At 61.6% G+C, this 13,798-nt stretch carries 14 protein-coding genes; 1 reads left to right on the top strand and 13 read right to left on the bottom strand.

From position 1 onward, the window contains the following. Positions 1-15: 15 nt before the first annotated feature. From rplB to rpsJ, 5 genes are read right to left on the bottom strand one after another with little or no spacing between them, the layout of a single operon-like run. Positions 16-852, bottom strand: a complete 837-nt coding sequence (rplB, locus tag HMPREF1531_RS00850; protein WP_016667998.1) for a 50S ribosomal protein L2 — start codon at positions 850-852, stop codon at positions 16-18. A 23-nt stretch (positions 853-875) separates the two neighbouring features. Next, on the bottom strand, positions 876-1,187 hold the full coding sequence (gene rplW, locus HMPREF1531_RS00855; protein ID WP_016667999.1) for a 50S ribosomal protein L23: 312 nt from the start codon (positions 1,185-1,187) through the stop codon (positions 876-878). After that, the gene (gene rplD / locus HMPREF1531_RS00860) at positions 1,184-1,855 is read right to left on the bottom strand and encodes a 50S ribosomal protein L4 (protein ID WP_016668000.1); all 672 of its coding nucleotides are present in this window, start codon (positions 1,853-1,855) and stop codon (positions 1,184-1,186) included. The genes rplW and rplD overlap by 4 nt, the downstream gene beginning before the upstream one ends. Next, entirely contained in the window at positions 1,852-2,511 is a 660-nt protein-coding gene (gene rplC, locus HMPREF1531_RS00865) for a 50S ribosomal protein L3 (RefSeq protein WP_016668001.1), read from the bottom strand. The genes rplD and rplC overlap by 4 nt, the downstream gene beginning before the upstream one ends. 11 nt (positions 2,512-2,522) lie before the next feature. Beyond that, positions 2,523-2,834, bottom strand: coding sequence for a 30S ribosomal protein S10 (rpsJ, locus tag HMPREF1531_RS00870; RefSeq protein WP_016668002.1), 312 nt, complete (start codon positions 2,832-2,834; stop codon positions 2,523-2,525). A 457-nt stretch (positions 2,835-3,291) separates the two neighbouring features. Between rpsJ and HMPREF1531_RS00875 the strand changes: the two genes are divergently transcribed. Next, complete coding sequence (locus HMPREF1531_RS00875) at positions 3,292-4,086, top strand: hypothetical protein (protein WP_016668003.1); 795 nt, start codon at positions 3,292-3,294, stop codon at positions 4,084-4,086. Positions 4,087-4,123: 37 nt separating this feature from the next. On the opposite strand, the gene gltX is transcribed toward HMPREF1531_RS00875, so the two are convergent. The 8 genes from gltX to HMPREF1531_RS12640 all read right to left on the bottom strand — a co-directional run bounded on the left by gltX (position 4,124) and on the right by HMPREF1531_RS12640 (position 13,782). After that, positions 4,124-5,524, bottom strand: a complete 1,401-nt coding sequence (gene gltX, locus HMPREF1531_RS00880) for a glutamate--tRNA ligase (protein WP_016668004.1) — start codon at positions 5,522-5,524, stop codon at positions 4,124-4,126. A 112-nt stretch (positions 5,525-5,636) separates the two neighbouring features. Beyond that, a complete protein-coding gene (locus HMPREF1531_RS00885) occupies positions 5,637-6,176 on the bottom strand; it encodes a DUF4112 domain-containing protein (protein WP_016668005.1) in 540 nt (179 codons plus the stop codon). Between the two features lie 379 nt (positions 6,177-6,555). Then, the gene (gene tuf, locus HMPREF1531_RS00890; protein ID WP_016668006.1) at positions 6,556-7,746 is read right to left on the bottom strand and encodes an elongation factor Tu; all 1,191 of its coding nucleotides are present in this window, start codon (positions 7,744-7,746) and stop codon (positions 6,556-6,558) included. 241 nt (positions 7,747-7,987) lie between these two features. Next, positions 7,988-10,087: an elongation factor G gene (gene fusA / locus HMPREF1531_RS00895; RefSeq protein WP_016668007.1), complete on the bottom strand. Its 2,100-nt coding sequence runs from the start codon at positions 10,085-10,087 to the stop codon at positions 7,988-7,990. 135 nt (positions 10,088-10,222) lie between these two features. Beyond that, entirely contained in the window at positions 10,223-10,693 is a 471-nt protein-coding gene (gene rpsG, locus HMPREF1531_RS00900; protein ID WP_016668008.1) for a 30S ribosomal protein S7, read from the bottom strand. Then, the gene (rpsL, locus tag HMPREF1531_RS00905; RefSeq protein ID WP_016668009.1) at positions 10,693-11,064 is read right to left on the bottom strand and encodes a 30S ribosomal protein S12; all 372 of its coding nucleotides are present in this window, start codon (positions 11,062-11,064) and stop codon (positions 10,693-10,695) included. The genes rpsG and rpsL overlap by 1 nt, the downstream gene beginning before the upstream one ends. Positions 11,065-11,479: 415 nt before the next feature. After that, positions 11,480-12,268, bottom strand: a complete 789-nt coding sequence (locus HMPREF1531_RS00910) for a TrmH family RNA methyltransferase (protein ID WP_036896900.1) — start codon at positions 12,266-12,268, stop codon at positions 11,480-11,482. Positions 12,269-12,840: 572 nt separating this feature from the next. Then, the gene (locus HMPREF1531_RS12640; protein ID WP_016668011.1) at positions 12,841-13,782 is read right to left on the bottom strand and encodes an LCP family protein; all 942 of its coding nucleotides are present in this window, start codon (positions 13,780-13,782) and stop codon (positions 12,841-12,843) included. Between the last annotated feature and the right edge of the window lie 16 nt (positions 13,783-13,798).

Below are 13,798 nucleotides of genomic sequence, written 5' to 3' on the forward strand. Positions count from 1 at the left end.
CTCTCAAACTCCCAATCAGCGCTTCTTGCCGGTCTTGCGGCGACGGATGATCAACTTACTGGACGCCTTGTTCTTGTTGCGGGTACGGCCTTCGGGCTTGCCCCACGGCGAAACAGGATGACGACCACCGGAGGTGCGGCCCTCACCACCACCGTGCGGGTGGTCGTGCGGGTTCATGACGACACCGCGGACGGTCGGGCGCACACCCTTCCAGCGCATGCGACCCGCCTTGCCCCAGTGAATGTTCGACTGCTCGGCGTTTCCGACCGAGCCGACGGTCGCACGGCAGCGGACATCCACCATGCGCATCTCACCCGAGGGCAGACGCAAGGTGGCGTGGGCACCCTCACGAGCGACCAACTGCACCTCAGAACCGGCCGAGCGGCCCATCTTGGCACCACCACCGGGACGCAACTCCACAGCGTGCACCGTGGTACCAACCGGGATGTTGCGCAGCGGTAGGTTGTTGCCGGGCTTGATGTCGGCCTCAGGGCCGGATACCACGGTCATGCCTTGGGTCAGATTCGCCGGGGCGATGATGTAACGCTTCTCGCCATCGGCGTAGTGCAGCAGCGCGATACGGGCGGTACGGTTCGGGTCGTACTCGATGTGAGCGACCTTGGCCGGGACACCGTCCTTGTCGTAGCGTTTGAAATCGATGATGCGGTAGGCCTGCTTGTGACCACCACCGATGTGGCGGGTGGTGATCCGGCCCTGGTTGTTACGTCCGCCGGTCTTCGGCTTGGGAACCAGCAGCGACTTCTCGGGGGTCGAGCGGGTGACTTCGGCAAAGTCCGAGACGCTCGATCCGCGCCGCCCGGGAGTGGTCGGCTTGTACTTGCGAATGGCCATTAGTCTCTTCGTCCTTCTGGTGGTCAGGCCGCGGGGCCCTGGAAGATGTCGATGCGCTCACCGGGGGCCACCTGAATGATGGCGCGCTTGGTGTTCGCACGCTTGCCGATACCGAAACGGGTCCGACGGGTCTTGCCCTGACGGTTCAGAGTGTGAACCGAGAGTACCTTCACCCCGAAGACTTGCTGGACCGCGATTTTGATCTCGGTCTTGTTGGCCTTGGGAGAAACGATGAAGGTGTATTTGTTCTCATCAATCAGCGCGTAGGACTTCTCGGAGACGACCGGCGCCAGCAGAATGTCACGCGGGTCGCGGATCTTGACGGTGCCGCTCACTTCTCCTCCTCGTTGGTCTCAGCGGACGTTCCCTTGGCCGGTCCGGCAACGAAAGCGTCCAAGGCCGCAGTGGTGAACACGATCGCGTCGGCGACCACCACGTCGTAGGCGTTTAACTGGTCGTAGCTCAGCACGTGCACACCCGGCAGGTTTCGTGCCGACAGCCAGCCGATCTCATCGGCGCGGTCGAGCACGACCAAGTGACGCTTGAAATCACCCAGCCCAGCGAGCAGGGTCGCAACCGACCTGGTCGACGGCTCGTCGCCGGTGACCAGGGCCTCCACGACGAAGACCTGCCCCTCACGGGCGCGGTCGGACAGGGCACCACGCAGGGCGGCTGCGATCATCTTCTTCGGGGTGCGCTGGGCGTAGGAACGCGGCAACGGACCGTGAGAGACGTAACCACCAGTGAACTGCGGACCGCGCAACGAACCCTGACGGGCACGACCGGTACCCTTCTGACGGAACGGCTTGCGTCCGGTACCGGATACCTCGGAGTGGCGCTTGGTGGAATGAGTGCCCTGGCGGGCGGCGGCCTGCTGGGCCACCACAACCTGGTGGATCAACGGGACGTTGGTCTCGACACCAAAAATTTCGGCAGGAAGCTCGGCAGAGCCAGATTTCTTGCCGTTGGCGCCCAGAACGTCAACCTTGGTGGACTCGCTCACTTGGCATCACCCTTCTTGGCTGCGGAGCGGATGACAACCAGGGAACCCTTGTTGCCGGGAACCGCACCCTTGACCAGCAGCAGACCCTTTTCGACGTCGACCGCGTGGATGGTCAGATTCTGGATGGTGGCGCGCTCGGCGCCCATGCGACCGGCCATGCGCAGGCCCTTGAAGACCTTGCCGGGGGTCGAACATCCGCCGATAGAACCCGGCGAACGGTGCTTGCGGTGCACACCGTGGCTGGCACGCAGACCGCCGAAACCATGGCGCTTCATGACACCAGCGGTGCCCTTGCCCTTGGTGACGCCGGTGACATCGACCACGTCGCCATCGGCGAAAACATCGGGGCCGATCTCCTGACCGACGGCGTAGTCAGCCGCATTGGAAGTGCGTAACTCGACGAGATGCCTGCGTGGGGTGACCCCGGCCTTCTCGAAATGACCGGCCTCGGGCTTGGTCACGGACTTGGCGCGTACGGCACCGAAGCCGAGTTGGATGGCCGAATAACCGTCAGTCTCGGGGGTGCGGACTTGGGTCACGACGTTCGATCCGGCGGCAATGACGGTGATCGGGACGACGCGGTTGTTCTCGTCCCACAGCTGGGTCATGCCGAGCTTCGTGCCCAACAGCCCCTTCACGTTGCGTTCAGTAGTCATGTCAGCAGACCTCACGGAAGCTTGATCTCGATGTCGACACCAGCCGGCAGGTCAAGACGCATCAGCGAGTCAACCGTCTTGGGGGTCGGGTCGAGGATGTCGATGAGCCGCTTGTGAGTACGCATCTCGAAGTGCTCGCGGCTGTCCTTGTACTTGTGGGGTGAACGGATGACGCACCACACATTCTTCTCGGTCGGCAGCGGCACAGGGCCGGCAACCTTGGCACCCGTACGGGTGACGGTGTCGACGATCTTGCGCGCCGACGAGTCGATGACCTCATGGTCATAGGCCCGAAGCCTGATGCGGATTTTTTGTCCCGCCACGGTTGTTCCTTCTACTCGTCCCTGTCACCTGGGTGACCGGTTGGTTTTGGGTGACAGTTGGATGCGTTCACCTGGTTCTCGCGGGTCACCCTGCGGCGTCAACCGCGAAAATGCCCATTTCGGCGCCCATATCCACTTGTCAATGCCGTGTTGCTCGACCCCCGAGGTCGGGCGTGTCGTATCAGGTTCACCGCACTACTCAATCCCTTTTCAGCATCGTACGAGCCCGCAGGGAAACCCCGGCGCAGTGGGCTGTACCCACGTCCAGCTCGGTGCGGCCCGCCTGATCGACATGCAATCACGAGAGCCTACTCCGGAACCTTGCATCCGAGTTATGCATCGGGTCAGACCACCGATTTCCGCCACTCAGACGCAACACCCCAAAGGAGCAACCTGAGAATCCTCTCACCATCGCAGCCAGGAATCAAATTGGCGCACCGACCGCTACCGTGTTCCCATGATCCAGACCGACGATTCCGGCACACCGGTTACTCCGGCATTGTCCGCTGCTCTCGATGCTGCCCTCAGTTGCTCACGGACCTACCGGGCACGACGAGTGGATGCGGATCAGGCTACCGGCGACTTCCATCACCTGGCCGCTGACCTGGTCGATCCGAGCACCGGGGCTGCCCGCGAGGTGATCGCCCGCCAGTGCGAGCAACGCGGTCTACCCTACGGACGCCACGGCGCCTCGCTCATTTTTCAACGTTACTCCCACCGGATCTGCGGGCTCGGAATCAGCGCCGCGGTACTCACCTCCGGGATGCCTGCCCTCAATGTGACGAGTACAGTCATGATCATCGAGAAACCGAATCCCTCGGAGATCCTGTTGCTCAGCGACGAGATGATCACCGATCCCTCCCCCGGGCAAATCGTCCAGGCTCTGGTGACCAACCATCTCGAACCGCTTGCCGAAGCCTGGACCTCAGTGTGCCGGATGTCCCGGCGCGGGCTGATCGGCAACATCGCGGCTTCGTTCGGTTCGGCGGTGCGACGTCTTGAACCCTTCATCGGCACCGAGGCAGCCTTGGCCTGGGGGCACCGATTGGCCGGGACCCATCCTGCCCTGGGTTCCTTGGGAAATTACCTGGTGCTGGAACATGACGGCAGAAACGGACTGTTTTACGAACGGCGTACTTGCTGTCAGTGGTATGTGGTACGAGACAAGTACTGCTCCTGGTGCTGCCACCACGATCACGAGGAACGGCTAAAACTGTTCCGCGGCCAGTTGACCGGGACCCGCGACGATTGAGAAGCGGAAACCACACCAGTTAGTGGTTTCCCGCTGCTCAGCCACGCAGGGTCTCGGTCAACCGGTCGATACGGCGCAGGGTTGATTCCCGGCCCAAGATCTCCAGGGATTCGAACAGCGGCGGGGAAACTTGGGTTCCCGAAGTGGCTACCCGCACCGGAGCGAAGGCGAATTTCGGCTTGAGACCCATCCCCTCGACCAGCGAGGAGCGCAGCGCCGCCTCGACGGCTTCCGCTGTCCATTCCCCCACCTCGGCAAGGGCTTTCCGTGCGGCTTCGAGTACCTGGACAGCATCGTCGCGCAGCTTGCCAACAGCGATTTCATCAAAATTTAGCGTCTCGTCATCGGCGAACAGGAAGTTGATCTTGTCCCAAGCCTGGGACAAGGTGGTGAGCCGCTCGGAGATCAGCGGAGTTGCTGCAGTGACAATCTCCCGCCCCCGCTCGGGAACCTCGTGCCATATCCCAGAAGACAACAGGTGGTCGATGATCCGGTCGGCGAGATCCGTAGTCGGCAGGGAACGAATGTACACCCCATTGAGCCAGTCCAGTTTCTTCACATCGAAGACTGGGCCCACGGTGGAAACCTTGCCCCAGTCAAAACCGGCAGTGAACTCCTCGAAGCTCGATACCTCTTGGCCACCCTCGACAGGCGGGTAGGCCAGCAGTTGGAGGAAGTTGCGCAGCGCCTCAGGCAGATATCCTTGCTCTTTGAACCACGTCAGCTGGGCGGCTGGATTCTTGCGTTTGGAAATCTTCGACTTGTCGGCATTGCGCAGCAGCGGCATATGGGCGAACTCAGGCTCTTGCCAGCCCAGCCATTTGTAGAGCAGGCGGTGCTTAGGGGTCGAAGAAATCCATTCCTCGCCGCGCACCACGGTGGTGATCCCCATCAGGTGATCGTCGACCACGACAGCCAAGTGGTAGGTGGGAAAGCCATCAGCCTTGAGGATCACCTGGTCATCCGGACGCGGGGCATGCACCTCACCCCGGATCAGATCGGTGAAGGTCAACTCGGCATCGTCGGGAATCAGCATGCGTACCACCGGAGTCTCCGAGAAACCGGGAAGTCCGGCACGCTGTTCGCGGGTCATCCCTAAGCACAGTCTGTCATAGCCTGTGTCGGAACGTTTGTCGGCTTGTTGCTGCTCGCGCATCTGCTTCAACCGTTCCGCCGAGCACCAGCAGTGGTAAGCATGCCCGTCGGCGATCAACTGGTCGACAAAGGGACGGTAGGTATCCAACCGCTCCGACTGCTTGTAGGGGCCGTAGGGCCCACCCAAGCTGGGCGACTCATCAGGGTCGAGCCCTAGCCAAGCGAGGGTCTCATTGATCTGTTCCTCGGAACCGGCAACCAGCCGGTTCCGGTCGGTGTCTTCAATGCGCAACACGAAGCTTCCCCCGGTCAGGTTCGCCCAGGCCTTGTCGAACAGGGCCATATAGGCGGTTCCGACGTGCGGGGCTCCCGTGGGGCTCGGGGCAACACGAGTACGAGCTGGATTGATCACAAGGCCTCAGCCTACCCGCACCCCTTGAGTCGGTGAGCTTTGGTCAGCCGACGAGCAGCCGCCAGATCATCCATCCCGTCCATACCACACCGGCCACCAGCAATAGCGCTGTGCCTGTCAGGAGCGCTGCCGCCCCGAGCAGATAGCCCACCGAGTTGGAGCGGGCCCGGTCACGATCGGCGACCACCTGCCTCAGCAGCCGGTAGTTTCGACGATTGGCGCGATGGGCTACATCGGCCAGATCGCCGATCACCGGGATCGCCCCCAAAGCAGCGTCGATGGCAATGTTCAGACCCATCCTGGCCAGTACTGGCAAGGGCACCCGCAACCGAACTGCGTCTGCCATGATAACCACAGCCACGACGGTGGTGGTGGCGTCCCCGGCCAGCGGGATGAACCCCAGCACGGCATCAAGACCAATCCCGAATCCGGTGCCCGGCACCCGCACCAGATCATCCATCCACCACGCCACTGTGCGTGACCACATCACCTCACGGCGTACCTGGGCCCGGTCAGTGGTCGTGAGGACTTCACCAGTGAAGGTGGGAATCCCATGATCAACCGGATGCTCAGAACTGGTCATACCCCAACCCTAACCACCTCGTCCCGAACCACACCTAAATGGTGAGGCCTTCTGCAGGACAGCTGAGAATTCATCGTGCCTTTCTCTGGGCAGCCGACAGAACCGCATCATCATCTCGGCACGTCCGCCTGCTGTCTCCAAGAGCATCCACGAACGATGTGTTTGTGGATGCATCCGCAGTGAACACCACACACCAAATCGAAGCAAGGTTCGACCGTCATCAAAGACGTGCACGCCAAAACGACGGTTCTCGGATCCGGCACGGCCTCGGGCTGGAGCCTCAGGAGACACGGTTCCGGTTGGGAGCGGCAACCAATGGACATGACAGAACTGCCCGCTCCGGTGACCGGAGCGGGCAGTTCTCGTTCGATTCAGTATGTCACTTGTTGATCTTGGTGACTCGGCCCGAAGCTACGGTGTGGCCCCCCTCGCGAACGGCGAAACGCAGGCCCTCCTCCATGGCAATCGGCTTCTGCAACACGACGGAGATGTCGGTGTTGTCGCCGGGCATCACCATCTCAGTGCCCTCCGGCAGTGAAACGGTGCCGGTGACATCGGTGGTGCGGAAGTAGAACTGCGGGGAGTAGTTCGAGAAGAACGGCTTGTGACGACCGCCCTCCTCCTTGGTCAGCACGTAGACGGAACCCTCGAACTCGGTGTGCGGAGTGGTGGAGCCGGGCTTCACCACAACCATGCCACGCTCGACGTCTTCCTTCTTGGTGCCGCGGAGCAGCAAACCGACGTTGTCGCCCGCCTGACCCTCATCAAGGATCTTGCGGAACATCTCGACACCGGTGATGGTGGTGGTCTGGGTAGGAGCCAGGCCCACGATCTCGACGGTCTCGCCGGTCTTGATGATGCCGCGCTCGATACGACCGGTCACCACGGTGCCGCGGCCGGTGATCGTGAAAACGTCCTCAACGGGCATCAGGAAGGGCTTCTCGGTCTCGCGAGTCGGCTGCGGGATGTACTCGTCGACAGCCTTCATGAGCTCCATGATGGAGTCGGCCCACTTCTCATCGCCTTCCAGAGCCTGATAGGCGGAGATTCGGACGACCGGGCAGTTGTCTCCGTCGAATTCCTGCTCGGACAGGGCCTCGCGGACCTCCATCTCGACAAGCTCGATGAGCTCCTCGTCGTCGACCATGTCGCACTTGTTCAGAGCTACCACGATGGCGGGGACGCCGACCTGGCGGGCGAGCAGGATGTGCTCGCGGGTCTGGGCCATCGGGCCATCGGTGGCAGCCACGACCAGGATGGCGCCGTCCATCTGGGCAGCTCCAGTGATCATGTTCTTGACGTAGTCAGCGTGCCCCGGGCAGTCCACGTGAGCGTAGTGACGAGCCTCGGTCTGGTACTCGACGTGAGCGATCGAGATGGTGATGCCACGCTGACGCTCTTCCGGTGCCTTGTCGATCTGATCGAACGCAGACACCGCGTTCAGCTCGGGGTACTTGTCGTGCAGCACCTTGGTGATCGCCGCCGTCAGCGTGGTCTTGCCGTGGTCGACGTGGCCGATGGTGCCGATGTTGCAGTGCGGCTTGGTCCGCTCGAACTTGGCCTTTGCCACTCTTGGGCTCCTTCTGATTTGTCGCCACGCGATCTACGTGGCCGAGCTTGTGTGCCTGTGGGATTTCCCCGCAGCTGAACCTGTCTGCTGACAGGGCCGCGGGCACGCGCCCACGAACTTTTCCAATTGTTGTCATCCGGCCGCCGATAGTCAAACCGGACGGCACGCGTTCTCCCTGTCGGCAACCGATGGCAACGGCCCCGGAGGAAATCCTCCGGGGCCGTTGATCTGGATCAGTTGATCACTGCTCGCCACGAGCCTTCGCGATGATCTCCTCGGCGATGTTCTTCGGCACCTCACCGTAGGAATGGAATTCCATCGAATAGGAGGCCTGGCCCGATGTCTTCGAGCGCAGGTCGCCGACATAGCCGAACATCTCGGCCAACGGCACCAAGGCACGCACGACGCGGTTGCCGTGTTCCTCGTCCATCGACTGCGTCTGCCCACGACGGGAGTTCAGGTCACCGATGACGGTGCCAAGGTAGTCCTCCGGAGTGGTGACCTCGACTGCCATCAGCGGCTCGAGCAGGGCCGGGTCTGCCTTGCGTGCGGCCTCCTTGAAAGCCATCGAACCGGCGATCTTGAAGGCGAGTTCCGAGGAGTCGACGTCGTGGTAAGCACCGTCGGAGAGAGTCACCTTGACGTCCTCGACCGGGTAGCCGGCCAGAACACCGAACTGCATGGCCTCCTGGATACCAGCATCGACAGCTGGGATGTACTCGCGCGGGATGCGACCGCCGGTGACCGCGTTGACAAATTCGTAGGCTGTGCCCGGTTCCTGTGGCTCGACGGTGATGATGACTTTACCGAACTGGCCGGAACCACCCGATTGCTTCTTGTGGGTGTACTCGACATTTTCCACCTTGCGGCGCAGGGTTTCGCGGTAGGCCACCTGGGGCTTGCCAATGTTGGCCTCGACGTGGAACTCACGCTTCATGCGGTCGATGAGCACCTCTAGGTGCAACTCGCCCATGCCTGCGATGATGGTCTGTCCGGTTTCCTCGTCGGTATGCACCTGGAAGGTCGGGTCTTCCTCGGCGAGCCGCTGGATGGCGGTCGACAATTTCTCCTGATCGGCCTTCGACTTCGGCTCAATGGCCTGCTCGATGACCGGGTTCGGGAACTCCATCGACTCCAGGATCACCGGAGCAGCTGGATCGCACAAGGTATCACCGGTGCCGGTATTCTTCAGGCCCATGACCGCGCAGATATTACCTGCGGGGATGGCCTCCACCTCTTGACGCTTGTTGGCGTGCATCTGGTAAATCTTGCCGATGCGCTCCTTCTTGCCGGTGGTTGCATTGAGCACCTGGGAACCAGCCTCCAATACACCGGAGTAGACCCGCACATAGGTCAGCTTGCCCAGGTGCGGATCGGCTGCGATCTTGAAAGCCAGGGTCGCGAGCGGCTCGGACTTGTCGGGATGACGCTCGATCACGGTGGACTCGTCGCCCGGCTTGAAGCCCTCAATGGCCGGGATATCCAGCGGAGAGGGCAGGTAGTCGATAATGGCATCGAGCAGAGGCTGCACGCCTTTGTTCTTGAAGGAAGTGCCGCACGTCACGGCGGTGAAGGCATTGGCCAGCACCCCGCGACGCACTGCGGCCTTCAGTTGCTCGACGGTGGGCTCGACGCCCTCCAAGAAGAGCTCCATCAACTCGTCGTCGTTTTCGGCGACAGTCTCGATCATCTCGGCACGTGCGGTCTCGGCGGCTTCCTTCATGTCGTCCGGGATCTCCTCGGTGGCGTACATCTCACCAAGGTCGGTCTCGCCGCGGTACATCTTGGCGTTCATCTCGACGAGATCGACGACACCCTGGAAATTCGCCTCGGTGCCCACCGGCAGCTGCAGCAGTACCGGGATAGCCTGCAGCCGCTCGCGGATGGTCTTGACACAGTGCTCGAAGGAGGCACCTGTGCGGTCCAGCTTGTTGACGTAGCAGATGCGTGGGACGCCGTATTTGGATGCCTGACGCCACACGGTCATCGACTGCGGCTCCACTCCGGCCACACCGTCGAAGACGGCGACGGCACCGTCGAGGACGCGCAGCGAACGTTCCACCTCGACGGTGAAATCTACGTGGCCAGGAGTATCGATGATGTTGATCTGGTAGTTGTTCCAGAAGCAGGTAGTGGCAGCCGAGGTGATGGTGATGCCCCGCTCCTGCTCCTGCTCCATCCAGTCCATGGTGGCGGCACCGTCGTGTACCTCACCAATCTTGTGAGTGATACCGGTGTAGTACAGGATGCGCTCGGTGGTGGTGGTCTTGCCGGCATCAATATGGGCCATGATGCCAATGTTGCGGACCATCTTGAGGTCGGTTTGAAGGTCGATAGCCACTTGATCCCCTAATGTCTCGGGCTTTGATGGTTTTTTGGGGATGACCTGCGTTGTTCACCGCGGGTTCATCTGCAGGCGATGTTGTGCTGACATGGCGAAGGACCGCCCCCAGTCATGAGGGCGATCCTCAGCAGATCACCAGCGGTAGTGGGCGAAGGCGCGGTTGGCCTCTGCCATCTTGTGGGTGTCCTCACGCTTCTTGACCGAGGCCCCCAAGCCGTTGGAGGCATCCAGGATCTCGTTCATCAGGCGCTCGGCCATGGTCTTCTCGCGACGGTCGCGGGCGTAGCCGACGAGCCAGCGCATTGCCAAGGTGTTGGCCCGGGCGGGCTTCACCTCAACCGGCACCTGGTAGGTGGCGCCACCGACACGACGGGAGCGGACCTCAACGGCCGGACGGATGTTATCCAAAGCCTTCTTGAGGGTCTGGACCGGTTCGATACCGGTCTTGTCACGGATACCCTCAAGGGCGGTGTAGACGATGGACTGCGCGATGGTCTTCTTACCGTCCAGCAGGATCTTGCTGACCAGCTGGGAAACCAGCGGAGTGCCGTAGACCGGATCAGCGATCACGGGGCGCTTGGGCGCCGGACCCTTGCGAGGCATTACTTCTCCTTCTTCGCGCCGTAGCGGCTGCGAGCCTGCTTGCGGTTCTTAACACCCTGGGTGTCGAGGGCACCGCGGACGATCTTGTAGCGGACACCGGGGAGGTCCTTCACACGGCCACCGCGCACGAGCACCATCGAGTGCTCCTGCAGGTTATGGCCGACGCCGGGGATGTAGGCAGTGACCTCAATGCCCGAGGAGAGGCGAACACGGGCAACCTTGCGCAGTGCCGAGTTCGGCTTCTTGGGGGTGGTGGTGTACACACGGGTGCAGACACCGCGGCGCTGCGGGGAACCCTTGAGCGCGGGGGTCTTATTCTTGCTAGCCTTGTCGGTGCGGCCCTTGCGGACCAGCTGCTGGATTGTAGGCACCTGCTGGTATCTCTTTCCGGTTGTTCGGCACGCCGTGTGGCGCGACCATTCGTCATCTTTCCCTGGCTGCGACTCCTGCCATCCTCCGACCGGACCACCGTCATCCGGGCATCGAATCGGTGTCGCCGTGCGAACTCCGCACTTAGCCGTCAGGTTCCCCCAGCAACGTTTGGAGAACCCGGCTCAACGCCAGGGCACGCACATGGTCTCGGCGCAAGCCGAGCACAGAGGCACTTTACCTGTCTAGCCCAGCTCGGTCAAAACCCGCGTTGTTCATCTTGGATGGCCACGCGGACTGATGCCCACGCTGACTGTCTCGTTGACTCCTACCGACAATGCCCATGTGGTTCCACGCTGGAGGGATGGATGCCGCCACCGGAGCAACGCAGATGGGCCCAATACACCATTACCGGGATTACCGGGCCTCGGACCGGACAAACAACGCGATGCCCGCCGCGACGGACACGTTGAGAGACTCGACACCAGTCCTCATCTGGATGGATGCGGTGAGATCCGCGGCCGCACCAAGTTCCGAGGACACGCCTCGTAGTTCGCTGCCCAACACCAATGCAAGCGGGGACCTGATGCTGGTCAATTCGCTGATAGGTACATCACCATCGGCCGCGAATCGTACAATGCGGCAACGCGGCTTTGCCCAGCGCACGACGTCGGCCGCATCAGCAAGCACGACGGGAAGCGAGAACACGAAGCCTCTGCTGGCCCGAACCAGCCGTCGGTCCATCACCGTCGCAAGCTGGCTGTCGCACAGCACCACTCCCGATGCCTTCAGGGCCAGAGCCGACCGCACAATGGCACCAATATTGCCAACGATCCTGACACCGTCGAGAATCAGTACGTCACCCGAGTCCACGTCTATTTGCTCAAGTCGCGCGGGCCGCGGAGGAACGGCGACCCCCACGACATCCGGACGTCGGCCAGCTTTGAAGATGCCCGACATGAGAGACGCCGAGATGAACCTGAAAGGGACGCTCCGGGATGCGCAGAGTTCCATGAGTTCTCGCGGCGAGTGGTTCTCATCTGCATAGACCTCGACGACTTTGGCTCCTGAAAGGATCGCCTCTCGGACAGGGATCTCATCCTCAAGGAACATGATCGATCCCGGCTTGAACGCTGGCTTCGAGATATCCATCAGCCTCTGGATGGCTGGGTCGGAACGGGACGTGATGATTTCGGGCTGACGCATCCGGGCAGTGTACACCTCGATCAAGGTTTTCTCTTGGGGACTGTCCGGTTTTGCTGTTTCTAGGTTCGCCTGATTGTGAGGAACGCGATGGGCACCGTCCCACGCCGAACAGTGATCTTCCCGGCGAACAATGTATGAGTTCGGTGGTTTTCATTGGTGAGGCTGTCCTTGCGCCATCCCTCAAAGGTAATGACGAACGCGTTGAGTGCGGACTTCCGCATCGTCATCCGCTTACCCGGCCCCACTCGCAATGACGGCCACTTCCGGAATGAGCCCATCTTTTTATCTTCAGATCACATTTTTAAAGGCATGGAAAATTCACAAAACGATCCCATTCTCAAGCCCGTCATACTGATGATTCTCTACCGAATAAATTCTTGCGGGAGGCCGGAGCCAGCCGTGGAAATCTATACGCCACGCTTGGCGGTGCACAATTGGGAAGTGTTTTTGCACATTGCATGCATACGAACGACAACCGGCTGAAGTTGCGCCCGGGCCAGGAAGCAGTAGTGCCCGGCTTCTTGACCGCGTCCTTGAGGCAACCAAACCAGAAGCCACCTGCAGCGGAGGTCTCACAGATAGCAGGACCGATAGCCGAGTTCACTGAGATGGCGACGGGTCTCGACGGTGATCTCATCGGCGGATCCGTTCGGCTCGGTGGGCAGGGTCGTGGCCTGTTGCAGGCTACGCAAATCCATCAGATCGTCGATCCCGGTACCGGTGGCCAGCCCGAGGTGGGGCGAGACCCGCCAAATAACCTGCTGCCAGCTGAGCGGAGATTTTCGTACCTTACCGAGGACCGCCGACAACAGCTGGGCCTGGCGCTCCCGGCGTGCCTGCTCCCCCTCCGGCTCCGGAACCCATTGCCCGTCGATGAGGGTCTCTCCGAGCCGGGAGCGCACATAGCTGAGGGCATGCACCCCATCCAGGTGTATCCGTCCGGCCGGGACGTCGAGATCGACCTGTGTATCACGCAGCGCCCGCGGTACCTCCACCTCAACCCCACCCAAGACATCAACCACATCGACGAAGCCCTGCAGATCGATGGTCACCAAATGATCGACTGGGATCCGCAGGCCCACGCACATGTTATCGACGAAGGTCTGCGGCGAGACCTGCCACTGGGCCCCTAGTCTGGCGGTCGCATCCAGGTCCTTGAGCACTCCCCCGTCCTGGGCGCTGTTCGAGTGGAACCACAGATTGCGCGGGATAGCGGTAGTCACCAATCCACGGGGAGTCTCGGTAACCAAGAGGATGACATCAGCCCGGGTCCCTGGTTGGGTGTCAGCTTCCCCGGTGGTCCGGGTGATCTCGGATGATGCGGCCGCGCGGTCATCGAGGCCCACGATCACCCAGGTGCGCGGCCCAGCGCTGGCGGGCATGAGAAGATCCACTCGCTGGAATCTCGCGGTGATCATCACCAGATTCCCCACCATGGCGAGCAGCGCCACTGCGATGACACCCAGCACTATCCACCACCGACTCTGGTGAGGTGATTTCACGATGGTGGGCACTGAGCCTCCTGATGAT

Source organism: Propionibacterium sp. oral taxon 192 str. F0372, assembly GCF_000413315.1.
GTDB lineage: Bacteria > Actinomycetota > Actinomycetes > Propionibacteriales > Propionibacteriaceae > Brooklawnia.

Excerpts from the sequence above, each read along its gene's own strand:
- rplB (WP_016667998.1), bottom strand. The coding sequence starts at position 852 with ATGGCCATTCGCAAGTACAAGCCGACCACTCCCGGGCGGCGCGGATCG.
- rplC (WP_016668001.1), bottom strand. The coding sequence starts at position 2,511 with ATGACTACTGAACGCAACGTGAAGGGGCTGTTGGGCACGAAGCTCGGC.
- HMPREF1531_RS00875 (WP_016668003.1), top strand. The coding sequence starts at position 3,292 with ATGATCCAGACCGACGATTCCGGCACACCGGTTACTCCGGCATTGTCC.
- gltX (WP_016668004.1), bottom strand. The coding sequence starts at position 5,524 with ATGGCCCTGTTCGACAAGGCCTGGGCGAACCTGACCGGGGGAAGCTTC.
- HMPREF1531_RS00885 (WP_016668005.1), bottom strand. The coding sequence starts at position 6,176 with ATGACCAGTTCTGAGCATCCGGTTGATCATGGGATTCCCACCTTCACT.
- rpsG (WP_016668008.1), bottom strand. The coding sequence starts at position 10,693 with ATGCCTCGCAAGGGTCCGGCGCCCAAGCGCCCCGTGATCGCTGATCCG.
- HMPREF1531_RS00910 (WP_036896900.1), bottom strand. The coding sequence starts at position 12,268 with ATGCGTCAGCCCGAAATCATCACGTCCCGTTCCGACCCAGCCATCCAG.